The organism is Streptomyces hydrogenans, assembly GCF_014656075.1.
GTDB lineage: Bacteria > Actinomycetota > Actinomycetes > Streptomycetales > Streptomycetaceae > Streptomyces > Streptomyces hydrogenans.
The window spans coordinates 1-24,974 of the sequence record NZ_BNBS01000049.1 but is presented as its reverse complement, the minus strand read 5'-3'; the positions used below and the strand labels follow the sequence as shown (position 1 = coordinate 24,974).

Here is a 24,974-nt window from a genome sequence, read left to right as displayed (position 1 = left end):
GGTCTCCTGGGTGACCTCTGGCTACCGCGCTTCGGCGAAGCGCGTCAGATGCTCATCGTCGAGCCGCACATGGCGTGCGGCGAGTGCCTCCTCGACGTGTTCCACCCGGCTCGCGCCGACGATGGGGTCGATCCCTTGCCGCATCAGCCAGGCGAGGACGATCTGGTTTGGCGTGGCCGAGAGGTTGCCGGCGATCTCCTCCAGGACGGCGAGCGTCCGGGCGGTCCCGGGATGATCATAGGTTTCCGGCATCGGCTTGTCCGCTCGCCCGTACGCTCCCCACATCAGTGAGCTGTACGACCACACGGAGAGTCCCTCCGCCCGGGCGAGATCCAGGTCCTCGGCGGCGAGCATCCGGTGACCGGCCTCCGCGAGAGGAGTGAGCGGGCGCGGCTGGACGAGGGAGTGGCGCAGCTGCAGGGCCGTCCACGGTTCCACGCCCTGCTCCCGTGCGAGCGACCGGGCGCGCTCGACGCGCCAGGCGGCGTGGTTCGCCGCCCCGACCCGTCCCGCCACTCCCTTGGCGACGAGTTCACCGAACGCGCCGACCGTCTCCTCCAGCGGCGCCGAGCGGTCCTCGGCGTGGGCCCAGAGCAGGTCCACGTGATCGACGCCGAGCCGCGCCAAGCTCTGCTCCACACCGGCGCCGATGGCTCGGGCGGACAGTCCCTCGGCGCTCTGTGGCCAGGAGTGCGGGACCAGCGGATTCTGCCGGACCTTGGTCGCGATCCGCACCCGGTCGCGCAAGCCCGGGCGGGCCCGCAGCCACGCGCCGATGACGCGCTCGCTCGCGCCGCCGACGCCGCTGGGGTCGGTCCAGAAGGAGTAGCAGTTCGCGGTGTCCAGCCAGCGGCCGCCACCTGCGACGAAGGAATCGAGGATCGCGAAGGCCCGGTCACGGTCGACGCGGGTGCCGAAGTCCATCGTTCCGAGGACGATCTGGGGGTCGTTGGTGTTCATGCCCTTCATGCTCGGACCTGGAGCGCGCTCCAGGTCAAGAGCCCTGGTATCGGACGTGCGGGCAGGCCCTGTCGGCCTTCGTGTCATCTCCTCGACGCCTTGTCCGGCCTGCGGGGGCGAGGTCCGCGGCGGTGTCGTCCTGGCATTCCAGTTGTGGTCCTGCCGGTACGACGAGGACCACCAGCCGCCCTCGGTGGCGACCGCGTAGGGTTACAACCGGTCGCCCTGGAGCAGGAGTTTGTCCCGTGCCAGGGCCCGTACGTCCTCCGGCGGCGCGTCGCCCGTCCAGCGGGGGGCGAGCGCGGTGCCGTGCGGCAGCCAGGCCGCTTCGAGGTCGTGGTCGAGGAGGTGCGCCCTGCCCAGTGCGGCAGCAGGGCGACGGCCAGCATGATCGACGTGGCCATCTGCAACGTGACACCGTCGTCGTCCGACAGGCCGACACTGTGGACCACAACGACATCGTCGCCGCGGTGCTGGACGGCGAAGCCACCGTGAAGCGACTGCGTCGCGAGGACGGCCACGTCTGGCTCATGCCGCATAACCCCGTATATGCGCACACCTCGGGCAGCCACGCCGCCATCCTCGGCAATGTAGTCGCAGTTCTGCGCATGCCGTAACTGTCACATTCCTGACTGTCGGTGGTGGGATGGCAGCATGCGACCCGAGCATTGCGCGACCAGGAACCACATCAACCTGTGGAACAACCGTGCGCTGCCGTCTGGGCCGGAGCGGATCCGGTTCTGGACGGTGCTGCGAGGCTCGCTCCTGCCGATCTTCCTCTGGACTGGCATCGCTGGCTTCGTCGGCTTCGTTCACAGCCCGCTCGCAGCGATGGTCCTCGGTGGGCTCTTCGCACTGTCGTTCATCGTGGGGTTCGGGCTACGTCGCAAGGCGCGGCACACGGCTCGCTGTAGCGTCTACGGCGCGCTGGGTGGAGTGTTCGACAAGTCCATGGCGGGGTTCTGAAGCGCTCCGGCGCAGAGAAGCCCGTCGTTTTAGGGCTCGCAGAGAATCAAGGTGTTGCTTCCCTCGGTTCGGCTCGTTGGTGTGGTATGCGCATATCTGACGAGGTCCGTGGTCAACTTGCTTTGAAATTCCAGGTGTTGTTCCCGCACCTGAACGAGCGGCAGCGCCGCCTGATGATGGGGGCCGAGGCCAGGATCCTGGGCCACGGCGGTATCCGGGCGGTCGCCCGGGCGGCTCAGGTCAGCGAGACCACCGTGCGCAAGGGAGTGGACGAGCTGGAGGCGGGGGCCGAACCGCTGGGCCGGGTCCGCCGCCCCGGTGGCGGGCGCAAGCGGGCGGCCGAGGTGGATCCAGGACTGCGGCCCGCACTGCTGGCGCTGGTCGAGCCGGATATGCGAGGGGATCCGATGTCGCCGCTGCGGTGGACGACGAAGTCCACCCGCAGACTCGCCGGCGAGCTCACCGGGCGGGGCCACCACATCTCGGCGGATACCGTCGCCGACCTGCTGCGGGAGGAGGGGTTCAGTCTCCAGGCCAACGCCAAGACCCTCGAAGGGAGGCGGCATCCGGACCGGGATGCCCGGTTTTGCTACATCAACGACCGGGCCAAGGAACATATGGGCGCTGGCGACCCGGTGATCAGCGTCGACACCAAGAAGAAGGAGCTGGTCGGCCAGTACAAGAACGGAGGCCGCGAGTGGCATCCGAAAGGACTGCCGGCCCAGGTCAGGACCCATGACTTCCTTGACCGCCAAGGACCGGGCAAGGCGATTCCTTACGGGATCTACGACATCGCCGCGAACACCGGCTGGGTCAGCGTCGGCACCGATCACGACACGGCCGCGTTCGCCGTCGCCTCCATCCGCCGTTGGTGGCAGGCCCGTGGAAGCCGCGACTACCCACGGGCCACCCGGTTGCTGATCACCGCGGACGCGGGTGGCTCCAACGGATACCGCACACGCGCTTGGAAGACCGAACTCGCCGCCCTGGCTGCCGAAACCGGCCTGGAGATCACGGTCTGCCACATGCCACCGGGCACCTCGAAGTGGAACAAGATTGAGCACCGGCTGTTCTCCCACATCTCCATGAACTGGCGAGGCAGGCCCCTGACCAGCCACGACGTCATCGTGAACAGCATCAAAGCAACCACCACCCACACCGGACTGACCGTCCACGCCGAACTCGACCCGAGCACTTACGACACCGGCATCAAGGTCACCGACACAGACATCGACGCCCTGCCCATCCACCGGCACCGCTTCCACGGCGACTGGAACTACACCCTCTATCCACAGCGCGACGACACTGCCGGAGTGGCCGAGGGCCTGCCGCCACAGTCCCGCGCCGGCGGGCTGCGCAACCCGGAACTGACCGGCATGACCGAGCCGGCACTGGAGGTACTCGTCGAGCAACTGTCCCGGAGACTCGATGAGCTACGTGAACACGGGCGGTCACAGCAGCGAGGAGGAGACCGCATCCGGGCTCGCGGCGCCGGCGCCAAGGACAAACTGACCGCCGCTCACCGAGTCCTGGCCACCATTCTCTACCTGCGCAAACTCGGCACCCGAGACCTGATCGCCCAGCTCTTCGGCGTCAACGCCAGCACCATCACCAGGGCCGTTCACCAAGTCCAGCCCCTCCTTGCCGACCACGGCTACACCGTCCGACCCTCGACAGCCAGGTTCCGCACACCCGCCGACGTCACCGCGTTCCTCGCCACCAGCAGACCCACGGAGATCAAGTCAGCATGTTGATTCTCTGCGAGCCCTTAGAAGGCGTAGCGCACTCGTAGCCACGGCGTCCGTTCCGCGATCATGCCGGTCAGTGACTCGACGGCCTCGTGTTTGACCGGGGTGCGATAGCGGACGTTCAGCGCGCCGTTCTGCGACCTCTTGGGCTGTTGGAGGTCCGGTTGCCACAGGACGTCCTCGGCGCGCGGGTGCCAGCCGAGGTTGACCCCGTGCAGGTCCTCGTTGTGGGTGAGCATGATGATCTCCGCCGCGGCCTGTTCCTTCACCCGCCGCGGGAGCACGTCGTCCATCATTCGCAGCAGCTCGCCCCAGGCCTTCCGCCACCCAGGCCGGACGACCACTGGCGACAGGTTGAAGTGCACCTCGTACCCGGCGTCCAGGAAGTCGCCGGCGGCCTCCAGGCGGGCGGGGACGGGGCTGGTGCGGATGTCGAGGAGCCGGGAGTCGTCCGGCGGCATGAGGGAGAAACGGATCCGGGTACGCCCGCGGGGGTCGAGCCGCAGCAGGTCGGGGTTGACGAACTTGGTCGCGAAGGACGCCTTGGCGGTGGGCCAGCGGCGGAAGGCGCGGACGAGGTCGGCGGTGTTGTCGCTGATCAGGTCGTCGACCGCACAGTCTCCGTTCTCGCCGACGTCGTACACCCACGCCCGCTCGTCGCACTGGTTGGGTTCCTTCTTCGGTCCGGTCGCGGCGATGTGTCGACCGATCGCGGCCAGGACCCGTTCGACGTTGGTGAAGACGGTGATGGGGTTGGCGAAGCCCTTGCGGCGCGGCACGTAGCAGTACGCGCAGGCCATGGCGCAGCCGTTGGACAGCCCGGGGGCGATCCAGTCGGCGGAGCGGCCGTTGGGGCGGACGCTGAGGGAGGAGCGCTCGCCCAGGACGAGCGTCTCCCGCTTCACCCGCACCCAGTGCTCGACATTCCCCTCGTTGCCGTGCAGGTGCGGGATGCGCCAGTGCGAGCCGGTCTCGACGACCCGGGCACCGGGGAACCGCGCGATGATCTGCCGCCCACGCCAGGACGCCGCCGCGCCCGGTTCCGTGTGGATCTCCGCCACCCGCAGCAGCCGCGCCGCCTCGGGCCCGTCCCGGAACGCCCGCCCCTCGCGCGCCCCGGCCGGCGCGGACGCGGCGACGAGCTCCGCCACCCCGAACAGCCCTTCGGCCTCCCCGTCCGTCTCCTGAGGCCGCTCCATACCCGCTCCGCCGCCGATTCCGATGTCTTTGCCCAGTCTACGAGCCCCGCCCGTCACCCCTTCCGGTCGGACGCGGGCCACACGTACGGGAGATCGTCCGGCACGTCGGGGAAACGGCCCCGGTAGTGCGCCGGGTCCTTACGCACCAGCGCCGAACGGTGACTGCGGTGGAACGCCGGGTTCCCCAGCCATGGCGGCAGCTCACCCGCCCGTGCGAGCTCGGCCTGCTCGCGCACCGTGCCCGAGGGCCGCCAGGCACGGTAGTCGTCCAGCAGGGTCACCGCGCAGGTGTCGGCCCACCCCTGCCCGGTCCACACGGCGCAGACGTCCAGCCCGTACCGCACCAGCGCCTCCTCGTACCCGGCCCACATCCGCACCGCCGGGTGCCGCCGCCACCCGTACGTCGGCACGGTCAGCCCCCGGAACACCTGCAGCGCCTCGACGCGCTGTTTCCCCAGACGCTTCGGGTCCAGCACGGCGGCGGAGGCGGAGAAACTCTCGTACGGAAGAAAAGTCTGCATGCATATCTGCTCCCCGCCCCCGGCCCGCCCCCTCGACTGGATAATCGGAAACCCCGCATCTGCCCTAATTTGTAGGTGAATGTTCATCCTGGAAAGGAGTCGACCCATGGCGGACAAGGTCAAGGGCAAGGCGCGAGAGGCCGCGGGCAAGTCGGAGGAACAGGCCAGGGGCGTCAAGGACTCCCTCCGAGGCCCCCGGAACCCCTGAAGGTCCTCCTTCGGGTTCGAGGCACCTCGATGAGCGAGCAGTCGGCCCGCTCACCCCTCCCGCGGGGCGCGCGGGCCGCCGCATGTCCACGGACAGCCGACGGGTCTCACGGGCACACGGAGAGGACGACGGCACTCGCGCACCAGCAGGGCCTCCCGCCCGGCGGCAGGGCCCACGGCGAGAGAACCCGCCTCCTCCTCTCGGCCGGGGGAGACCCTCCGAAGGCCGGCAGGGCGGCGACCTTCCCACCGCGGCACCGTCCCGCGACCAGTGCCCCGCCCGCCCCCGCCCCCTGGTGGTGACGGGGGCATCAGCGACGTCCGGGCGACGCCCGGGGGAGCGGAGGGCGCCTGCCGCCTACCCGTATCGCTCGGCACGCGGTACGCGGCGGGCGACGGCCCGCTCAGGACGCCGGGGGCACGGCCGGGGCGACGGCCTCAGGGCCGCCGCCGGGGCCCGGCTCCGTACCCCCGTCGGGGTCGTGGCGCGGCGGTTCGGACAACTGCTCGCGCACGTACCCCCACACCACCGCGATGAGGGCGGCGACGGGCACGGCGAGAAGGCTGCCGACGATGCCGGCCAGGCTGCCGCCGAGGGTGACGGCCAGCAGGACGACGGCGGCGTGCAGACCGAGCCCGCGGCTCTGGATGATGGGCTGGAAGACGTTTCCCTCCAGCTGCTGCACCACCACGATGATGGCGAGCACGATCAGGGCGTCGGTCAGGCCGTTGGAGACCAGGGCGATAAGCACGGCGACGAACCCGGCGAACAGCGCGCCGACGATCGGCACGAAGGCGCTGACGAAGGTGAGCACGGCGAGCGGCAGGACGAGGGGGACGTCCAGGACCCACAGGCCGATGCCGATGAGGACGGCGTCGAGGAGACCGACCGCCGCCTGGGAGCGTACGAAGGCGCCGAGGGTGTCCCAGCCGCGTTCTGCGATCGTGGTGGCGTCGGTGGCGAGGCGGCCGGGGAGCTGACGGGCGAGCCAGGGCAGGAAGCGTGGCCCGTCCTTGAGGAAGAAGAACATCAGGAAAAGCGCGAGCACGGCCGTGACGACGCCGTTGAAGACCGTGCCGACGCCGGTGGCGAGCGTCGTCAGCATGGAGCCGACGCTGTTCTGGAGGCGGTCGGTGGCGGTGTCCAGGGCGCTGGTGATCTGGTCGTCGCCGATGTTCAGCGGCGGACCTGCGGTCCATTCGCGCAGGCGCTGGATGCCCTCGACGACTCCGTCACTCAACTCGCCGGACTGCGAGGCGACCGGTACGGCGATGAGCGCGACGGCGCCGGCGGTGACGGCGAGGAAGAGGACGGTGACCACTGCGGCGGCGAGCGCCGGCGGCCAGCCGCGGCGGCGCAGGAAGCGGGCGAAGGGCCAGGTCAGCGTAGTGATCAGCAGGCCGATGACGAGGGGCCACACGATCGACCACATCCGGCCGAGCAGCCAGATCGTCACCGCGGTGCCCAAGAGGACCAGCAGCAGCTCCGCCGATATACGGGCCGAGGCGTGCAGTGCGGCACGGGTTCTCGCGGGACTGAGAGAGGCAGACATGCCGGTCACCCTAGGGCCTGTGTGATGTTGTGATCAGTTGCCGGGTTCTGCGCTCTTCGTGGGGAGGGGCTCGGTAGGGCTGTGGTCGTGACACGTAGGCAACTCACCCATGCTCAGTGGAAGTTCATCGAGCCGTATCTGTCGATCGGTAGGTACGGCCCGTATCCGGAGCGTTTGCGGGAACAGTTCGAGGGGTGATCTGGCGGTTCCGCTCCAGCGGTCAGTGGCGGGAGATGCCTGCCGAGTTCGGCCCATGGGCCACCGTCTACGGACGTTTCCGCGTCTGGCGGGACGCCGGTGTGTTCACCGCCCTGCTGGAAGGCCTGATCGCTCAGGCAGCCCGCGTGGAGCACACAGACTTGTCGCTGGTCAGCGTGGACTCCACCACGATCCGCGCCCACCATGACGCCGCGGGGCTCCGCGTCAGCAAGCACCTCATGTCGGCCCTGGAGGAAGCTGCGCAGGAGCAGGAGACAGCCCGGCAAAAAGGGGTGGCACGCAGGAACAGAACGGACAGGCCGAGCGCCGGCGCATCCGGCGCCGACGCAAGCTCCGCCTGAAGCAAGCCCTGCTCGGCCGGTCCCGGGGCGGCCTCACCAGCAAGATTCATCTCGCGGCGGACCGCAGATGCCGTCCGCTCGCGTTCGTCCTGACCGCCGGGCAGGCCGCGGACAGTCCGCAGTTCATCCCCGTGCTCGAGAAGGTGCGAGTCCGTCTGCCGGTCGGCCGTCCCCGCGCCAGACCCGGCGCAGTCGCCGGCGACAAGGCCTACTCGTCGCGCGGAAACCGCAGCTACCTGCGAAAACGCAGCATCAAAGCAGTCATCCCGGAGAAGAAGAACCAGGCCGCAGACTGCAAGAAGAAGGGCTCACGAGGCGGCCGGTCCATCAGCCACGATGCCGGCCTCTACAAGGAACGGAACACCGTCGAACGCTTGATCAACAAGCTGAAAGCCTGGCGAGGCATCGCCACCCGCTACGACAAGGCACCCGAAAGCTACCTCGCCGGCCTCCACTTCCGAGCCTCCATGATCTGGATCGACGACCTGCTTAAGACCACCGCGTGATCACGACATCACACAGGCCCAACTCGTAAGGCGCCCTGCAGGCACAACCGGTCCGGAACCGGCCGTGGGCCAGGAGCCTTCTCGAGTCAGGGCGGCGGCAACGGCTCGACTATCGCCCGCGGGCCATCGCTCATGATCCGGAGCCGGGTATTCACACTGGTCACGGCTGACCGGGAACGTTCAACAGGATCGCGTCAGGTGCTCTTACGAACGGTCTACGCCGTCCTTGTGGCACCGGTTAAGGGTTGCCGTGAACGTCGCGATCGCCCCGGCGGCCAGGGCGAAGCAGCCGCAGACGAAGCTCGCGGACTCGACCCATGCGGCAGGCCTGCCGAACAATGAGGCCGTGAACTGGCACATCGCGCCGCACGTGCCCGATGCCGCGGCGAGCAGCCACGTTCCGGGGGTGAACGCAGCCCAGGCGTCACCCGCAACCGCAGACCGCGCGATGCGCAGGACGACTCGCCCGGCAAGTACCGCACAGGCGATGGGCGAGACGACAACAACCCCGAACAGGAGCACCACGGGCAGGATCCAAATACCGGCGTCTTCAGACGAGAGGAGCATGACAGCTTGACCGCCCAGGCGGCAGGAAGGTTGCCCAGTACGGTCATCGCACCGGTGGCCGAGGGGTCCTGTGGGTTCCGTATGGAGCCATGCTCGACGTCCCGCATGCGCCCGTCGAGCATGCCGACTGGCCGCTCTGTGAGCACCAAGCCCGCAACATCCGCCGACGCAAGCACGCCTGCTTTCGGCGGCCGCTGCTCACTTTGATACGTCGGTCCCTGGCGGGCGGGCAAGCGTGCGAGGCCTCTGGTGGGGATCGTTCTCCTGGTCGAGAGCCCGTCCATCAGGGCTTCGCTGTGCTGCCGACTCAACCAACAGCCTGAGGAGCGAAGTTGGAGGGATTCTTTTCCTCGGCTTCGGGTCTGTCGTTGATGTGGGCTTCTCTCGTACGGGAGGAACGCGGGCTGGCCATGCCGGGAGTTCCCGTATGTATGATCGATTACTCGTGCTCGGCCTGTAGGCCCTGTGCGGCGCCCCTGGCCGATGGCACGATTCCGGCCGTCCGAACACGGGGGTGGCGACGATGTCGTCCGAGGGCGAGTGGGCCGTGGCCAATGCGTACACCACGGAGCCCTTCATCGTGTCCTGGAAGAAGGGCGAAGAACAGGAGGAGGAACTCGTCAACCACGACATCCCGGTCCACATCAGCGCGGCGATCGTCCGGGAAGCGGCCGCGAACCTCGCGCGCATCGCTGGTCGCGGGTGAACGTCGTGAGGACGGGCCCGGGTTGGGCCGATCCTGGATGGGAGGCGTGGTGAGCGAGGAGCCGGTCTTCGTCAGGAGCGGGTGGGGGAGCGGCCGGTATGTCTACAACCATCGAAATCCGGTTGGTCGCGCGCTGATCGTTCTGGCGCCGCTCATCGCGCTCGGCGGGCTGTTCGGCATGTGGGCCGACTCGACGTGGAGCGAGGGTGAGATCCGCGACGCCGTCCGCAAGGGCGTCGCGGATCTGGATGGGAAAAGGCACTACACCAGTCTCGCGGGCGACCATGGCTTCCTGATTGCCGAGGCAATCCGGGAGAGCGGTATCGGACCCGGATACGGCGTCGAGATGCGCAAGGAGGAGGACGGCGGCTACACCGTGAGCACTGAGGACACCGACGCCGAGTACTGCGTCCGCGTCACACTGACTCCGGACAAGGAGCCGCCCGTGGTTTTCCCTGGAACGGAGGACCTGCCGCCACCCGGCCCCGACATGCTCGCCTTCTACGTCTCCCACGCGACCTTCAACGAGGGCGCCTGCCGCTGACACCGTCGACCGCTGAATGCGAGCAGCCCCTTCGCACCGATCGCCGGGAAACGGGACGGTCAGGTGAGGTTCTTGGTGAAGTCCTGGAGAATCCTCCGCCGGGCCAGATGCTCCACCCGGCATCGGCACCATCGTCCAGGCCGTCCACACGTTGCTGACCTGCAGCTATTCAGGATGAAAGAGGCTCCCTCAGTGGCACAAATGATGTGAACCGTCACTCTTCGTGTCAGCATGAAGTCGAGGCAAATACGCATCGCGGAGGAGGCGCCTCATGGGTGGTATGAAGGACAAGCGCCAGGAACCGGGTAAAGGTCGCGAGGAGCAGGAGCAGGAGCAGGAGCAGGAGCACCTGCGCCGCCCGGGCCAGGATCCCGTCGGCTCCGGCGCGGGCCGGGAGAGGACGCGAGGCGAGAGCCCTGAGGAGCTCAAGCGCCGCGGCCGGGCCGAGACAAACCGCGAGCGCGACGAGGACAGGACACGCGACGCCGGGCTCTGATAGCGGCCACAGCCCACACGACCAGGACCCGGCCGGGCCCCGTAGTCACCCCGGCCGGGTCCTGCCCTGTGTTTTGGCCTCGCCTTGCGCACAGTGCGGGAGGCTCCGGGGCTTCCTGCACGGTCTCCAGAGTGCCGCGCCCGGGCCAGTCAGCGGGAGCGGGGTGTACACGGCTCGTACACGGTCTCGGTGGCCTGGACGGGAACGGAGCTATCTCGCTGTGGTGCCGAAATCGGTCGTGGCCCAGACATGCTCCTGCCCGGAGGCCATCCAGAGAGCCGCCCAGCCCTTACAGTCAGCCCCCGCTCTCCGCGGCCGGCTGTGACCGACCCGGACGCGTCCACCGCCCACGCTCCTCCCGGCAGCTCCTGGGCCCGCTCCAACATCTGCTCACGTCCGTTGCGTCGACTGCTGGTAGGCCTTGATGAGGATCTCCGAAAACAGCCAGGGATGCTCTTCCCTCCACTTCGTTGCAGTGTGAAGTGAGGGGGGAGTCTGGGGAGCGAAGAGCGCGTGTGAGGGCCCGGCGGCTGAAGGCCGCCGGGCCCTGTCAGGGCCTGTCCGGCCGATCAAGGTCGCTTTCCATCGGGCAGAATGCCTGGGGTGAAGATGGAGGATGCCCTGACGTTGAAGAGCCCCTGGACGCCCGCTCACCAAGCGGTGGAGTTGAGCGACCACGCCACGCTCACGCGCATCCTCGACGAGGGAGTCGACGCTGACGAGGTCTGCTGCCAGATGACTCTGCTGATGCACGCCATCGACACGGAAGTCGATGTGGCGAACCAGTCGGGGGAACCGATCGACAGCGCACTGACCGCGATTCTCCTGGCATACGGTGCTGATCCACATCTCGCGGTCAACGGCGAAGCCGCCTACGACTGGGCCGGTAAGCACCGCCACGACATGGCGATCAGGCTGATGGACCGGTTCAGCACCCGCCCCACCAAGCTGAAAGTTCGATTCAGAAGGATCCGCCGGCGGTAGCTCTTGCCGATGATCGACCGGGCAGGTCCCAATCGGTGACGGTCAGACGAAGTCGTTGCCCGCGGTGCTCAGGAAGTCCGCCGCAGGGAGGTGATCTCGGGAGCCCTGCTAGCGATGATGGGTCTGGCCGCTTCCCGGGGAGGGGGCCAGGCTACCCCCCTCCGATATGTTCTTCCGGGCTCGCGCCGGCGCGTCCCACGCGTATTTGAGGGGAAAACGTGCCTGGTGAGCGGCTTGACGCGCAATGGGTCCGGACCTGGCGGGAACAGGCCGACGCGGCGCTGACGAAGCTGATGCAGTCCTTCCTCTCCACGCACGGCTTCCCGCCCGGCCTCAACGCCGTGATGCTCGCGAGCGACGACAGCCACCGGGCGACGGACGCGCTCGTGGACCTGACGCCGATCCCCTCCGACCTGACCACGCTCTACTGGGTGATCAGCGAGGCTTCCCTGCCCGACGTCGACAACGGGTACTTCATCCACTCGCCGGCAACGGTGGCGGAACACTTCCGCGAGTACGGCCCTGCCCCGATCGACGGTGAATCGATCGCACTGGTCTTCGCCGGCGACGGCGGGGGCCGTCTGCTCGCGATCGGAGACAGCGGACAGGTCTGGAGGTCCACCACGGCCTCCTGGTCTGACGACTTCGAGGTCGCCGCGTCCAGCTTGCAGGAGTTCCTCGAACAGCTCGGCCGACGAATCGTGAACCAGCCCTGACCACCAGCCGAGGAACAAACCAGCCCCACGGAGGCCACCTCACTCCAGACTGGAAAATCGCGAGCAGGTCTCGGGGGCACCACTGAGCAGAGGGCAGCTGATCTCAAAGAGCGTCATCAGCCCGCAGGGATGGTCCTGACGTCGATCTTGACGGCCTCGATCTGGATCGCTGCTCCCTGCTCCTGCGGGGATGGAACCCGGGTCGGCCCGGACGGCAAGCCGTCCCCGATCTGTTTCCCTGTGCCCGCAGGGGTGGACCTTTGAAGGCGGCGATGCTGATCCACTCCCCGCCGGCGTGGGGATGGACCCCGGCCTGGGGCCGGCATCAGGCTCGCCCAGTGCTGCTTCCCGCGCTCGTGGGGATGGCCCCAACTGCTGGGCCACAGGGTGGGACCGCAGCACCTGTTCCCTGCGCCCGCGGGGATAGACTCTCAGGCCACTTTGATTTATCTCGCCGATCATGTCGACGAGTGAGCCGTACTGCGTTTCATGGAGTCCCTGATGCCAGGGTTACGATCCTGGCGAAGGAGATCCACGAGCACCATGCCTGCACCACGTAAGTACCCGGACGAACTCCGGGAGCGCGCGATCCGCGAGGTCCGCAGCACCGGCCGCCCGATCGCGCACGTCGCGAAGGACCTCGGCATCCACAAGGAGGCCCTGCGTGGCTGGGTCCGCCAGGCCGAGGCCGACCGGGGTAAACGCGACGACCGGCTGACCTCCGCCGATCAGGACGAACTCAGGCAACTTCGCAAAGAGAATGCCGAGTTGAGGCGGGCGAACGAGATCCTCAAGGCCGCGTCGGTGTTTTTTGCCCAGGAGATCGACCGTTCCCGGACGAGGCCGAGCAGGTGATAGACCACCTGCGCCAGAAGGGTCTCGGGGTCGATCCCATCTGCCGGGTTCTCGAGCTGTCGCCGTCGACGTACTTCGCCCGCAGGAAGCGGGCGAAGTCGGCCTGCCGGCTCCGCGACGAGACGCTCATGCCGCTGATCGAGGAGATCCATGCGGAGTCGGGCGGCACCTATGGGACCCGCCGGATCACCCGCGCGCTTCGGCGCAAAGGCGTCGTCGTGGCCCGCTGCACGGTCGAGCGGCTGATGGCCGAGCTGGGCCTGGAAGGCGTCATCCGTGGCCGGCGCCGCCGCACCACGGTCCCGGAGCCGTCTGCACCCCGGCCGCCGGACCTGGTCGACCGCGACTTCACCGCCTCGCGGCCCGATCAGCTGTGGGTGGCGGACATGACGTATGTCCGCACCTGGTCCGGGTGGGCGTATGTGGCGTTCGTCCTGGACGTGTACTCGCGAATGATCGTCGGCTGGCAGGTCGCGAACCACATGCGAACCGAGCTCCCGCTGGACGCTCTGGAGATGGCGCTGTGGAGGCGGAGGATCAAGAAGGACTCCGGCCTCATCCATCACAGCGACCGCGGGTCGCAATACGTGTCAATTCGGTATACCGACCGGCTCGCGGACATCGGCGCCTCTGCCTCCGTCGGGTCGGTCGCGGACTCGTATGACAACGCGATGGCCGAGGCCCTGAACGGCACCTTCAAGGCCGAACTCATCGAGATGCAGGGCCTCTGGAAGGACATCGACCAGGTCGAACGGGCGATTTTCCAGTGGATCACCTGGTACAACGAAGAACGCCTTCACTCCGCGCTCGACTACGTTCCGCCCGCCGAGTACGAGGAAGCCTTCTGGCGAACCCAGGAGCAGACCCCGCAGTCCGCCTGAACCAAGACCACCGGACTCTACGAAACTCGGGGCAGCTCAGAGGGCCGTCTGCCGGCTCCGTGACCAGGCCGCCTGGCTAACGAAGGAGCAGGCCCCCCGGTAGTTCTTCTTCAATGATCTCGACCAGCCAGTCGAAGGCGGTCGGGCCGCGTCCAGCACGGGCTTCCGCCAGCCTGACGGCCATGTGGTCTTTGTTTGTCGGATGACAGCGGGCGAGCCACATCTCGAGCTGACGGGCGGCTTCGTGGTGTCCAAGGTTCTGGCGGGAGACTTCGTGGTCGCGCCACTCGATCATGAAGTCGCCGTCGTCCGGAGTCCCGAAGCCGCCGCGGAGGCAGTCAGCGAAGGCATCGAGGTTGCGGCCGAAGTAACCACCGCAGCCGATGCTCTCGCCAGCGACCTGCCAGAAGTCCTCCAGCGTCTTGACCCGGCTGCCGTCCACCACGTATCTCACCGTCACAGCCCTCAGATTACGTCCGGCCTGGCGGCCCGCCTATCCGTTTTGAACCTGCGCTGTTCAGGCAGTACCTCGCACGGGTTCGCCGGAACATGTGCGCTTTTCCATAGGATTCGTTGGAGGTGATGGCGGTGCTGTTCTTCTCCTCGCGTTCGGCCAGGACCTGGAGGAGGAGTTCGGCGCCGTGCCGTCGAGTTCCATGAAGCCGGGTTCGTCGATGCAGAGCAGGTCGACGTGGCCGTAGCGGGCGACGGTCTTGTTCAGCTGATCCCCGTCTGCGCGGGGATGGCCCCAACGCCCGCCGCCTGCTCCTCGTACCCGCGCGGATGACCCCCGGGCCGGGTTCGTCACCACCCTGAGCCAGCCCTGCTCCCTCACCCGTGAGGATGAGCCCTCGGTGTGGGCCCACAAGGAGGCCGCCCGCCGATGCTTTCGGCGCCTGCGGGGATGGGCTCCAGTTGGAGCACCAGCAGGCGTCGGAGGGCGCCTGTTTCTCGCGCCCTTGGGGATGGCCCCGGCGACGAGGGCATGTGCGGGGCGCCGGTTGTGTGCTCCCTGCGCCCGCGGGGATGGACCCTCCGTTCCTAGGTGGGGAGGTTGTGGCCGATGCTGTTCCCCGTGCCCGGCCGGCATCTGCAGGGTCAGTCCGACTGCCCCTGCCCCACACACCATGCCGCAGGCTCTGACGTGCATACTTACCGGACGATCAGGAGGACGTTGGGGTGATGTCGCGGTGAAACTGGCTGAAGCACTCGCGCAGCGCGCGGCTGCGGTACGACGCGTCGAGCAGCTGCGGGCGCGCGTCATCGGCAGCGCCCGCTACCAGGAGGGCGAGGAACCGGCCGAGAACGCCGCAGCGGTACTGGCTGAGGTGGGCGAGGTGCTGGAGGAGCTGGAGCGGCTGATCCGTCAGATCAACCGGACCAACTCCACCACGATCATCGAGGGCGGCGGCACCCTGACCGATGCCCTCGCTCGCCGGGACGTCCTACGGCTGCGCCACTCGGTGACCACTGCCGCCGCCGACGCCGCTTCCGGGCACGACCAGCGTGGTGCGGTGCGGCAGATGCGGTCCGAGCTGAGGATCCTCTCTGCTCTACCGGTCGCCGAGCTCCGCGCTCAGGCGGACGTCATGGCCAAGGAGCTCCGCGAGGTGGACACCCTGATCCAGCGCACGAACTGGGAGATCGACCTGATCGAGGAGTGACCCCCAAGCTGGGTGTGGGAAGCAGATAGTCGCCACGGAGGCGTGCACACACCGCGGGCCGGCGGTCTATCCGGCCCTTGGCGCGTGAAGAGCAACGCAGGGGTTCAACTCCCCATCAACAGTGCAGCTCAGCACCGCGTACAAGTGACAGTGCACAACGCACAGCTCACCACCATGTGCAGATCCGTACGACGAGGGCGGGAACGGGGCCCCACACCCGTGCGAGGGCCGTGCGCATCAGCACGGCCCTCGCACCTACTTCGCGACCTCTTCGTCTTTACTGGCGAAGTGCACTTGTTCCGGAGCTGCGGTATTCCGGTGAAGAGCCGCCGAAGGAGCCCGTCCGTTTCTGCCCCTGGGTGGGCGCTCCTGGTCAACCCCTATCGCTTCGGCCGGTCGCTTCCTGGATCGGTAGCATCCGCTTCCTCAGCCCATTGCTGTTGCACGGCCTACGGCAGCGAAAGGCGATGCGGTGTGGCGGACAGACATCTCGCTCGCCCGGACGGCTTCGGCATGAGAGCCTCACGCCTCTGGCTACTGAAGACGAGGCGGGGGTGCTTCGGCATCAGCGCGGCTGGCGAACAGCATTCACGGTCGCTGAAAGGGTGAACGCCTGGGCTGCACCAGACCCGGCGTTCAAAAGCTCCAGCTGTAGAGGCCGCCACCCGTGTTCACCGCAGAGGCCGCGAGCCGGGCAACTTCCTGCAGGACGGCCAATAGATCATCTTCGGTCATGTCGTCCCCGTCCTCGGACCACAGCCGCGCGATCCAGCGGCTTGCGAGCTCTTCAAGTTCGGCAGAGCTCGCGTTGCCCAGCGCTCGGGTCAGTCGCTTCGGCAGAGCGAACACCTCAACGCCATCGTTCAGTGGGGCGGTGACCCACTCCGGCCACGGCCGCCACGCATAGAGCTGCTCAAGCGTCGGGGCCTCAGCCGAAGGCTCCTCGAAGTACATGTCCCACTCGGCGATGGCACTGTCCGGCTCAATAGAACGGCAGGCCACTGACTCAAAGGCCTCACCAGGTCCCCGCAGGCGCGTCCCAGCGGCAGTTTCGTCGTCGGGGGCAAGGAAGAACACTATGTCTTGGGCCATCTGAGCATGATGGCAGCCCGCCGAGCCGACACGAGTGACAAATATCGTGGCCACGTGACCGCTGTCTCGACCAGTCACACACGCTCGTCGGTGTGGAATGGCGCCGCAGGCACTGTCAGTCGACCACGGCAGACTGATCGCATGACCGCATCTCGCAACCTCGCTCGTCACGCCCATACCGATCTTGCTTGGGTGCAGTCGATGGGTGGCCCCTTGATCGTTGTCCCGGTCACTGCGCTGGACCAGTGGGGCGGATGCACGGAAGACGGAGTCATCGTCGGCGGAACCGATGTGCCCGACGACTACGACCGTGCCTGTGATGTGGAGGGCTGGGCTGGGATCGTCGCCGTCGGCACCGAGGGGTCCGGGCTGGTACTGGCCGACGAGCCCGCCACGACCTGCTACCTCTCTGAGCAGAACGTCTTCCTGCGATGGCTTGCCGCCGACTCTGATGCCGAGCTGCTTGAAGCCGCCAAGACCGTCATGGAGGACCCCGCAACCGAATGGGAAGACTGCGGTGTCTGGGAGACCGATGGGGCAGCGGTTCTCTTGGACACCGCTGTAGCCGGAGCCGACCTGGCCGTGAAGTACCCGGATCAGAGGGGCTTGCCGGAGCAGGCCCAAGTTTCCGTGCCGGCGGGACGCTGGAGCGTTCGCGCATTTCACAAGACGGCCGACTTTCCGTGGGTAGGGATCGTCCAGCTCCTTCCTGCGTAATAGGTCTCAACTGAGCCTTTTCCATCCTCATCCTGAGCTGGTCAGATGCAGAGCGAGGACGGCTTGGACGAGGCTGGTGATCCGGGTGGTCGAGCACCGCAGTTTGCGGAGAAGCCGCCAGGACTTGAGGGTGGCGACGGCCTTCTCGGCCAGGGCTCAGATCTTCGCGTGGGACCGGTTCCCCGCTGTGGACGCTCACATAATTCGGCTCTGTCGGGGATCTTGTGATGCTCCTTCAAAGGCAGGGGTGGTGGGTCACTTCGCAGCCTGTTCTGCCGATGCTGACTCAAGGCGGAGAAGTTCTTCGGCGGAACAGTCGGAATCAGGGTCTTCTACCAGGCAGAGATTGAGTCCGTGCTCGTCCCGCCGGACCAGAGCCGACAAGAGACAGGAGTCTTTCGGAGGGTCGATGCTCAGGGAGACGGTGTCGCCGCTGGTGAGCGCGTCGTCAGCGAAGGAGGAACCCGCCTCGTCGGATGCGCTGAAGAAGCTCCAGTGGCCGGTTACAGCGTCCGGGCACGATGTGCCTCCCAGCATCGCACTGTTCAGGCTTTCACCCGTCATACCGTGGTCCGCCCGCAAGTGAAGAAGAGCGCCACCAGGGCTACTCCACTCGCCCGTAAGCGCCGACTGATCAATGCGAGCCGCGTCTCCACCTGCATCAGCGCAAGCAACGCAAGCCCACGCCAACGCGGCGACCAGAGCCGACCACCGTCTCGCTGAAGTGCTCATCCGCATCCCACCCGCCACCCGACTGAACGCGTTCAGAATAGACGGCAGGTTCGGACGATCTCACAGCGGGAGGTCCCTGGCGCAGGGTTATGGTCCCAGGAGTACGCGTTGGCGCAGGAGGTCGAGGTTGGCTCGGCCGTAGGCCATGCGCTTGATGAGCTTGACGCGGGTGACGTGGCCCTCGACCTGCCCGGAGCTCCATGGGGTGGAGAGGCCGGCGGTGACGGCGTCGAAGTCTCGCCGTAGGCCGCTGACCAGGGAGTGCAGGGCCGGGAGGTCGTCGGCGAGGACGCGTTCCATCCAGTCCGGGAGCTGGTCTCCCCGGAGGTGGTGGAGCATCTCGGCGAAGTCGTGGACGTGCCGTGTGACGGCGTCGAGGTGAGGGCAGACTGTGCGGATCTCCTTCAGCTCCGCGGCGTCGGCGGCCGCGAGGTGCTGGGGGTTCGTCATGATCCAGCGGACGATGCGCCGGGGCTTCGGGGCCGGCCTGGGCTGCGGCCGGGACACCGGCTGCCGCTTCCGTCCTGGTTGACGGGCAGGCCGGAAGGCGCGGAAGTAGCGGCGGAGGCACTGGACGCTGCCGGTGAATCCGCGCTCGACCAGTTCCCGGTGGAGCTGGGGTATGTCGTGACAGCCCTCCAGCCAGCGGGCATGGAGATAGGGTTTGTGCTCGTCGAGTATGGACAGCCGGCTGGTGGCTTTGACCAGGAGTTCGTCGAGGCTGCCGGCTCGGGCGAAGCGGCGGACGGTGGAGTGGTCCAGCCGCAGCGTCCGGCCGATCGCCGCCAGCGGCTTCCCCTCGGCCAACAGTGCCTGGACCGCCTCGTATCTCTGGGTCGTGCGGGCCACCAGACGCCGGGGCTGGCCGCTGACGTCGAGGGTGCCGTCCGGCGGAACGAACGGTACGGCCACCGCCTCAGACGGCTCCGGCGTGCCCAGGTCCGTCGCGGTCGCCTCCGCCATGACCGGGGTCGCCGCGAACGCGGCCCGGATGCAACCGTGGTGGGAACCGACCGTCTTCTCCACCGCCTCGGCGACGTTCCGCCACAGATGCCATGCGTCGGCGATCTGCATCGCCTGCGGGGCACCGTTTCGGGCCCCCTCCGCATAGGCGCCGGCCCGGTCCCGGCAGATCACCTCCACCTCCGGGTGCCGGCGAAGCCATGCGGCCAGCGGTTCGGCGTCCCGGCCGGGCAGGACGTCGACCGGGCGACGGGCTTCCAGATCAACCAGGATCGTCGCGTAGGAGTCGCCCTTGCGTAGAGCGAAGTCGTCCACTCCCAGGAATCTGACGGCGCCGACCGGTGGCTGTGGAACCGAGCGGAGCAGGTCCAGCAGCGCGTCCTTGGCGATGCGGATCCCGAGGGCCGCGGCCAGGCGGGCGCCGGGCCGGCCCGCCAAGCAGAGGGCGATCGAGGTGAGCATCGACCGCAGTACCTGCGTCTGCCGGGCGTGCGGCCTGGTCAGCCCCTCGATCTGCTCGACGAACGTGACCGCCGGACACCGGCTGCTCAGGCACTTGAACCGTCGCACGGTCAGCTCGATCACCACCGGATTGCCGGCCACAGGCGCGTCGCCGAGCCGGCGGACGTACCGGCCGTGCACCCGAAACGACGGCATACCGCATCCCGGGCATCTCACCGGAGACTTCTGGCACCCCGCGCGAAGCGTGATGACCCCGGCCGTTCGCTTGATCGACTCGATGACAACACCGGACAGATGCGGCAACAACCGCCCCAACACCCCTGAACCGCACACCCGGAGACTGCCCAGCTCAGCCCTGTGACATCACAAGATCCCCGACAGAGCCCATAATTCCCCAGGCGGAAGTTCACGTAATTCCCCAGCTGCTGACGTGAGCCGACGGTGAGGCGGTCCGGGTCAGTCCCACCAGAGCACGACGAGGAGCTGCCGTTGGGATGCAGCATGGTAGAACTTGCGCAGGGCGTTGAAGTGCCCCAGCACGTACTTCTTCGGGCCACCGACGATCTTGTCTGCGCCGTTGTCGATCAAGGCAGCGGCCTCGGCTTCCTCTGGCGGCAGGGCGGCCAGGAGGGCCGGAAAGTCGATCTGCCCGAGCAGTTGCGCAACACGGTCCACTTGAGCCGCTGAGAGGGCCGTGGGGTCTGACCCGAAGGGGGCGATGGAATGCGGAGGCGTGTTGAGGAAGGCGAGGTCGATGGCAGTGTCGCCCTTGAGAGCTTGCCGGAGAGCACTTCGACGGACGCCGCCGAGACCTCCCATCTCGCAGATCCGTTCGATCGGGAACGGTGCCCAGTCCAGGTCGAGGACGTCCGCGAATGGTGGATCCCAGAGCGGATCTCCATCCGGCGATGCGTCGGCTGACTGGCGGCAGGAGGCGAGATACTCTGCCGGGATGCGGGCGAGTTGCTGAGTGACGGCCATGACGGCAGTATCGCGACGACGTCCACCGGTTTTCCTACTTGGTCTTGTCGGTGGGGTTCCTGGGCCGCTTGTTCGGCCGATAGCTCGGCCCGTTCATGATCACCTGGTGGCTGGTGTTGATGAGCCTGTCCAGGAGGGACTCGGCGACGACGGGGTTGGGGAAGAGGGGATACCAGTCGCTGGGCGCCCTGTTGCTGGTAATGATCAGCGAGCGTCCCTGCCGCTCGGAGACGAGTTCGTAGAGGTCGTCGGCCTGGGCCGCGGACAGTTGCCGCATGGCGAAGTCGTCGAGGATGAGGACGTCGGGGCGGACGAGTTCGCGGATCCGTTTCTCCCAGGTGCGGTCCGCGTGGCCGCCGGCGAGGCCGGCGAGGATGCGGCTGGTCTTGGCGAAGCGGACGTGGGCGCCCTGGCGGACGGCGAGGTGGCCGAGGGCCTGGGCGATGTGGGTCTTGTCGAGTGCGGCAGGATATGGAACCAACGAGGCTCCTGCGCTGATGAGTTGAGACGTCGAACACCTCTCTCAACGGCACAGGAGCCTCGTGCGTTGTGGGACACCTGCCCGTCACCCGGCCAGTGGCCACTCTGAAAGAGCTCAGTGAGCCTCTTTCATCCTGTGCTGGTGGGTGAAATGGGCTGGTCAGAGGGTGTGGTGACGAGGCAAGGCCCCTGGTTGTTGGCGTGGTGATTCCACTCATCACATCGGCGACCGAAGGGGCCCTGAAGGTTTCCATATCCTGCCGTGCTCGATGTCCCTCATGAGCTCGTCGAGCATGTCGCCTGGCTGCTGCACGAGCACCGCCAGGCCCGCAACACCCGCCGGCGCAAGCTCGGCTGCTTCCAGCAGGCGCTTCTCACGCTGGTGCACCTGCGGAAGAACGAGACGTTCTCGCAGCTCGGGGCCGGTTTCGGGATATCCCAGGCCACCGCCTGGCGCTACGTCGACGAGACCCTGGACGTGCTGGCCGGCTGGGCACCCGGTCTCCAGGAAGCCCTCACCGGGGTCGGTGAAGGCGACCACGGCATCGTTGACAGCCGCCCTGATCCCGATCGACCGGATACGCGCGGACGAGCCGACTACTCGATGAAACACCGCAAACACAGCCGTGAACGTGCAGGTCATCGCCCGCCCGGACGGCACACCGCTCTGGTTCTCCCGCGCCACTCCAGGCAGGACCCATGGCCTGACCGCGGTCCGCTCCCACAGCCGTCGTCCAGGCCTGCCTCACCCGGCAGATCCTCGTCCTCGCCGACCGCGCCTACCAGGGTGCCGGCGCCACCTTCCGCACCCCCTACTACCACCACCGCGAACAACCCGAGCACTACCAGCAGTTCAACCGCGACCACGCCCGTCTGAGAGCTCCTGGCGAACGGGCCTTCGCACAGCTGAAGGCCTGACGCATCCTCCGCCGGGCCCGATGCTCCACCCGCCGCATCAGCACCGTCGTCCAAGCTGTCCACACCCTGCTGACCTGCAACTATTCAGGATGAAAGAGGCTCAGTCGCGGCAGCGCGCTGCAGGGCCCCTAGCAAGTGGGCTGGCCCTGGTGGGAAGACTGGCCAGCAAAGAGGTGTCCTAGCATCTTTGCCGTCGAGGTGGACGTTCTTGTTGGGTGAGGCAGTACGCCGGCAGCGGCAAACGGGTTGGCTGGAGCGGTGTCCCCTGTACTGCTGGCAAGGACCGGCACGTGCCTCCTTGGAAAGGCTTTGGGCGTCAGGAGGACCGAGATTCAGCCTGCTGGGTGCACCAGCCCTGCCAGGCGCTGGTGACCATGTCAGCGATGCTGTGGTCCGCCTTCCAGCCGAGTTCCCGCTGGATGTTGGTGGCGTCTGCGACGACCTTGGCTGGGTCGCCGGGTCGGCGGCCGATCACCGCCGGGACCTCGGTGAGGTCGGTGACGGTCGCGATGACCTGCATCAGCTCCCGCACGGACAGCCCCTGACCACGCCCTACGTTGAAGGTCCGCGCCACTCCCTGGTGCTCCCTCAGATAGCGAGCGGCAGCCACATGAGCCGAGGCGATATCGGCGACATGAATGTAGTCGCGTATGCAGGTGCCGTCTGGGGTCGGATAGTCGTCCCCGAAGATCTCGGGAGCCTGGCCAGCAGTCAGTTTCTCGAAGACCATCGGGACCAGGTTCAGCACCCGCTTGTCCGCCATCGCCGGCGTTGCGGCCCCCGCTACGTTGAAGTAGCGCAGATTGATGACGTCAACCCCGAACGCCCGGTGGGCAGCCTCTCCGAGCCACTCGCCGATCAGTTTCGTCTGGCCGTAGGGGCTCACCGGTGTACATGGGGTGTCCTCGGTGACAAGGTCTACCTCCGGCGTGCCGTAGACCGAGGCGCTGGAAGAGTACACGAGCTTGCGCACTCCCGCCCGCTGCATGGCAGAGAGCAGGACCCTGAACCCCTCGACGTTCTGGCGATAGTGTGCCAGCGGGTGCTCCACTGACTCGCCAACCTGTGTCCGCGCCACCAGATTGACTACACCTTCCACTTCGTATTCGCCAAAGATCCATTCGAGGGCTCGCTCATCCAGGATGCTCTTGATGATCACCGGGACGCCGTCCGGCAGCTTCTCCTTGTCCCCCGTAGACAGATCGTCCACTACGAGAACATTCTCCCCGGCCTCGCGCATCGCTTTTACTACGTGGCAGCCGATATACCCGGCTCCTCCTGCAACGAGCCACACTTTCACGCGCCTACGCCTCTCATCTTTCATGCCTCTTCGATGCGATGAAGAACTTCGGGTAACGCATGCCACAGGGCCCACGTGTCGGCGATGCACCATGGCAATCCGGTGTCGGTCACAGGATCCACGGCGATCTGCTCGCTACCGCTTGGTTCCTGCTACCGATCATTCGGCATCTTCTTGCCGTTTCCTATCCTGCGATTGCCCCTTTTGGCGCCAGAGCCTGAGCGGGTTTGACTCGTCATCATCGCGGGCGCGGGCACCACGACGGCTTGCTCCTGGGCCCCTTCGACTTGGGCTCATAAATGTCTGACGTGCCGATAGGGCGGCGAGAGCCGTAGACGGGGTTCTGAAGAATCTGGGGAAGGCCACCGGCAGTCGGCCGTGGCGTGCTGCCGGGTCAGCAAAAGGGAAGGTGCCGCCACCACGAGGTTGCGGCTCGGTTGCTACACCAAGGCGGGCACCTTCCACGTCACATCCCTAGATCAGCGCTCCTGGGACTGGTGCGCAGCTCCACCGAACGTGGGATCGACGTTGTCCTGATCGGCCCGCAGGTGCTCGGCGATCTTCTGCACCGGGCGGAAGTCGAGAGTGGAGCCGTGGTGCTGGGTCGCCTGAGTGACCGCGTCCCCTTCAGCAGACTGGTGAGGCTGGTTGGAACTGGCGTAGTTGGAAGCGCCTCGTCGGGGGCCAGAGTTCTGAGGTGAGACCGCCTCGCAGACGTCGCCCCTCCGCTCCACTCGTTCGTTGGCGTTGGCGCTGGAAGCGTCGGTTCGGTTGCGGACTTCGTCGTATTCACCCTGATCTTGCTGCCGATGCGTCATGGCGTTCTCCTCATAGTTATCGCGGGGTGTCAGGAAGGAGTCTGCTTCGGCTCACTGAACACCAGTAGTCCCGAGGTTCCTATGGGCCCATAGAGCGTGTGTATGGCAACGCTTGATACCTTCGAAAGCCGGCAGGGCGCCTTGCGAGCCAACTGAGCCTCTTTCATCCTGTGCTGGAGAGTGAAAGAGGCTCAGTTGGCATAGAACTGATTTAGGTATGCATTGCCCCATCGTGGCTAGCAGAGGGTGCGAAAATTCCAGATCGTAGTGGTCTCCGCAAGCTCATGTGCCCCTCGTCGGCTGGAGCAGCAATTCACGGGAAGCCCCAGAGAAAGGAAATAATCTGATGGAGGGAGGAAACGGCTTGCGTGCCAATGGCGCGCGTGCCAGGCAAGAGAGGGCTGGGCGCTCCCGTGCGTACGACAACTTGTCCTCTCTCTCGCGGCGACCGTGGGTCATGGCCGCACCCTCTCCGCGCAGTCTGCTGCGGCATCTTGCTGCCTCTTCTTGTACGGCGGTGGGTGCGTCGACCATTCGAGCCGCCATCCTGCAGGCTTGGTCCGAATTACCGGCGCGAGAGAGTGCGACCAGGACGGCTCACCCCGCAGCTCCTGATACAGCGAACACACCCGCACCGGAGCCACAGCAGGACTCTCGATGCGAGACGGTCCATCGCGACGCAGACCATCCAAGCCCTTAAGCAGGAACGCCCTGAGCAGAACTACGAAGGTTGGGCTGCCTCAGCCCGTACTCGTAGCTACGACTGATCCAATTATCTGCCTTCAGTGCTTCTGGCCTCCGCTGTTCCACCACATAGAAGGACATCGCCATGACCCGCACTCCCGTGAATGTCACCGTGACCGGCGCGGCCGGCCAGA

22 protein-coding genes and 7 pseudogenes are annotated in these 24,974 nt (G+C 67.0%); 14 read left to right on the top strand and 15 right to left on the bottom strand.

Annotated elements, in window-relative coordinates:
* Positions 1–21: 21 nt before the first annotated feature.
* The gene (locus tag IE321_RS21215) at positions 22–960 is read right to left on the bottom strand and encodes an aldo/keto reductase (protein ID WP_372470307.1); all 939 of its coding nucleotides are present in this window, start codon (positions 958–960) and stop codon (positions 22–24) included.
* A 384-nt stretch (positions 961–1,344) separates the two neighbouring features.
* Here IE321_RS21215 and IE321_RS21210 point away from each other — a divergent pair.
* The 3 genes and pseudogenes from IE321_RS21210 to IE321_RS21200 all read left to right on the top strand — a co-directional run.
* A pseudogene (locus tag IE321_RS21210) lies at positions 1,345–1,577 on the top strand (LexA family protein); the annotation flags it as partial.
* A gap of 37 nt (positions 1,578–1,614) precedes the next feature.
* A complete protein-coding gene (locus tag IE321_RS21205) occupies positions 1,615–1,926 on the top strand; it encodes a hypothetical protein (RefSeq protein ID WP_190224129.1) in 312 nt (103 codons plus the stop codon).
* An 86-nt stretch (positions 1,927–2,012) separates the two neighbouring features.
* Positions 2,013–3,680 carry an ISAzo13 family transposase gene (locus IE321_RS21200; protein WP_190224128.1) on the top strand — a complete coding sequence of 556 codons (1,668 nt, stop codon included), beginning with the start codon at positions 2,013–2,015 and terminating at the stop codon, positions 3,678–3,680.
* A gap of 14 nt (positions 3,681–3,694) precedes the next feature.
* Here the strand turns inward: IE321_RS21200 and IE321_RS21195 are convergent, their stop codons facing one another.
* The 3 genes from IE321_RS21195 to IE321_RS21185 all read right to left on the bottom strand — a co-directional run bounded on the left by IE321_RS21195 (position 3,695) and on the right by IE321_RS21185 (position 7,154).
* Positions 3,695–4,873 (bottom strand): spore photoproduct lyase family protein, encoded by a 1,179-nt coding sequence (locus IE321_RS21195; RefSeq protein ID WP_190224127.1) that lies wholly within the window; start codon positions 4,871–4,873, stop codon positions 3,695–3,697.
* 53 nt (positions 4,874–4,926) lie between these two features.
* The gene (locus IE321_RS21190; protein ID WP_190224126.1) at positions 4,927–5,394 is read right to left on the bottom strand and encodes an MSMEG_6728 family protein; all 468 of its coding nucleotides are present in this window, start codon (positions 5,392–5,394) and stop codon (positions 4,927–4,929) included.
* Between the two features lie 611 nt (positions 5,395–6,005).
* Positions 6,006–7,154 carry an AI-2E family transporter gene (locus IE321_RS21185; RefSeq protein ID WP_190224125.1) on the bottom strand — a complete coding sequence of 383 codons (1,149 nt, stop codon included), beginning with the start codon at positions 7,152–7,154 and terminating at the stop codon, positions 6,006–6,008.
* Between the two features lie 87 nt (positions 7,155–7,241).
* On the opposite strand from IE321_RS21185, the pseudogene IE321_RS21180 reads away from it, so the two are divergent.
* A pseudogene (locus tag IE321_RS21180) lies at positions 7,242–8,220 on the top strand (IS5 family transposase).
* A gap of 204 nt (positions 8,221–8,424) precedes the next feature.
* On the opposite strand, the gene IE321_RS21175 reads toward IE321_RS21180, so the two are convergent.
* Positions 8,425–8,787 (bottom strand): hypothetical protein, encoded by a 363-nt coding sequence (locus IE321_RS21175; RefSeq protein WP_229916489.1) that lies wholly within the window; start codon positions 8,785–8,787, stop codon positions 8,425–8,427.
* Positions 8,788–9,310: 523 nt separating this feature from the next.
* Here IE321_RS21175 and IE321_RS21170 point away from each other — a divergent pair.
* From IE321_RS21170 to IE321_RS21140, 7 genes and pseudogenes are all read left to right on the top strand, one after another.
* Positions 9,311–9,493 carry a hypothetical protein gene (locus IE321_RS21170; protein ID WP_190224123.1) on the top strand — a complete coding sequence of 61 codons (183 nt, stop codon included), beginning with the start codon at positions 9,311–9,313 and terminating at the stop codon, positions 9,491–9,493.
* A 49-nt stretch (positions 9,494–9,542) separates the two neighbouring features.
* Entirely contained in the window at positions 9,543–10,037 is a 495-nt protein-coding gene (locus tag IE321_RS21165) for a hypothetical protein (protein ID WP_190224122.1), read from the top strand.
* A 75-nt stretch (positions 10,038–10,112) separates the two neighbouring features.
* Positions 10,113–10,215: pseudogene (locus IE321_RS21160) on the top strand (IS5/IS1182 family transposase); the annotation flags it as partial.
* Between the two features lie 93 nt (positions 10,216–10,308).
* On the top strand, positions 10,309–10,533 hold the full coding sequence (locus IE321_RS21155; protein ID WP_190224165.1) for a hypothetical protein: 225 nt from the start codon (positions 10,309–10,311) through the stop codon (positions 10,531–10,533).
* 609 nt (positions 10,534–11,142) lie between these two features.
* The gene (locus IE321_RS21150; RefSeq protein ID WP_226652988.1) at positions 11,143–11,517 is read left to right on the top strand and encodes an ankyrin repeat domain-containing protein; all 375 of its coding nucleotides are present in this window, start codon (positions 11,143–11,145) and stop codon (positions 11,515–11,517) included.
* Positions 11,518–11,735: 218 nt separating this feature from the next.
* Entirely contained in the window at positions 11,736–12,233 is a 498-nt protein-coding gene (locus IE321_RS21145; protein WP_190224121.1) for an SMI1/KNR4 family protein, read from the top strand.
* A 543-nt stretch (positions 12,234–12,776) separates the two neighbouring features.
* A protein-coding gene (locus tag IE321_RS21140; protein WP_226652891.1) for an IS3 family transposase occupies positions 12,777–13,969 on the top strand; the annotation gives its coding sequence in 2 pieces (ribosomal slippage) (positions 12,777–13,041 and positions 13,041–13,969; 1,194 coding nt in all).
* 76 nt (positions 13,970–14,045) lie between these two features.
* Here IE321_RS21140 and IE321_RS21135 read toward each other — a convergent pair.
* Both IE321_RS21135 and IE321_RS42115 read right to left on the bottom strand, forming a co-directional pair.
* Positions 14,046–14,429 (bottom strand): barstar family protein, encoded by a 384-nt coding sequence (locus IE321_RS21135; RefSeq protein ID WP_190224120.1) that lies wholly within the window; start codon positions 14,427–14,429, stop codon positions 14,046–14,048.
* A gap of 100 nt (positions 14,430–14,529) precedes the next feature.
* Positions 14,530–14,705, bottom strand: a pseudogene (locus IE321_RS42115) (ATP-binding protein); the annotation flags it as partial.
* 454 nt (positions 14,706–15,159) lie between these two features.
* On the opposite strand from IE321_RS42115, the gene IE321_RS21130 reads away from it, so the two are divergent.
* Complete coding sequence (locus IE321_RS21130; protein WP_190224119.1) at positions 15,160–15,633, top strand: DIP1984 family protein; 474 nt, start codon at positions 15,160–15,162, stop codon at positions 15,631–15,633.
* A 636-nt stretch (positions 15,634–16,269) separates the two neighbouring features.
* Here IE321_RS21130 and IE321_RS21125 read toward each other — a convergent pair.
* Positions 16,270–16,725: a hypothetical protein gene (locus IE321_RS21125; RefSeq protein WP_190224118.1), complete on the bottom strand. Its 456-nt coding sequence runs from the start codon at positions 16,723–16,725 to the stop codon at positions 16,270–16,272.
* 141 nt (positions 16,726–16,866) lie between these two features.
* Between IE321_RS21125 and IE321_RS21120 the strand changes: the two genes are divergently transcribed.
* Entirely contained in the window at positions 16,867–17,442 is a 576-nt protein-coding gene (locus IE321_RS21120) for an Imm21 family immunity protein (RefSeq protein WP_226652890.1), read from the top strand.
* Positions 17,443–17,469: 27 nt separating this feature from the next.
* Here the strand turns inward: IE321_RS21120 and IE321_RS21115 are convergent.
* From IE321_RS21115 to IE321_RS21095, 5 genes and pseudogenes are all read right to left on the bottom strand, one after another.
* Positions 17,470–17,628: pseudogene (locus IE321_RS21115) on the bottom strand (IS5/IS1182 family transposase); the annotation flags it as partial.
* 69 nt (positions 17,629–17,697) lie between these two features.
* Positions 17,698–18,006 carry a hypothetical protein gene (locus IE321_RS21110; protein WP_190224117.1) on the bottom strand — a complete coding sequence of 103 codons (309 nt, stop codon included), beginning with the start codon at positions 18,004–18,006 and terminating at the stop codon, positions 17,698–17,700.
* Between the two features lie 255 nt (positions 18,007–18,261).
* Positions 18,262–19,917, bottom strand: coding sequence for an ISL3 family transposase (locus IE321_RS21105; protein WP_226652889.1), 1,656 nt, complete (start codon positions 19,915–19,917; stop codon positions 18,262–18,264).
* Positions 19,918–20,055: 138 nt separating this feature from the next.
* A complete protein-coding gene (locus IE321_RS21100) occupies positions 20,056–20,580 on the bottom strand; it encodes a DUF1877 family protein (protein ID WP_190224115.1) in 525 nt (174 codons plus the stop codon).
* A 34-nt stretch (positions 20,581–20,614) separates the two neighbouring features.
* A pseudogene (locus tag IE321_RS21095) lies at positions 20,615–21,040 on the bottom strand (ATP-binding protein); the annotation flags it as partial.
* A gap of 221 nt (positions 21,041–21,261) precedes the next feature.
* On the opposite strand from IE321_RS21095, the pseudogene IE321_RS21090 reads away from it, so the two are divergent.
* Positions 21,262–22,071 (top strand): annotated as a pseudogene (locus tag IE321_RS21090) (transposase family protein).
* Between the two features lie 223 nt (positions 22,072–22,294).
* On the opposite strand, the gene galE reads toward IE321_RS21090, so the two are convergent.
* Entirely contained in the window at positions 22,295–23,278 is a 984-nt protein-coding gene (gene galE, locus IE321_RS21085) for a UDP-glucose 4-epimerase GalE (RefSeq protein ID WP_268257416.1), read from the bottom strand.
* A 479-nt stretch (positions 23,279–23,757) separates the two neighbouring features.
* The gene (locus IE321_RS21080) at positions 23,758–24,096 is read right to left on the bottom strand and encodes a hypothetical protein (RefSeq protein ID WP_190224113.1); all 339 of its coding nucleotides are present in this window, start codon (positions 24,094–24,096) and stop codon (positions 23,758–23,760) included.
* Positions 24,097–24,974 lie beyond the last annotated feature (878 nt).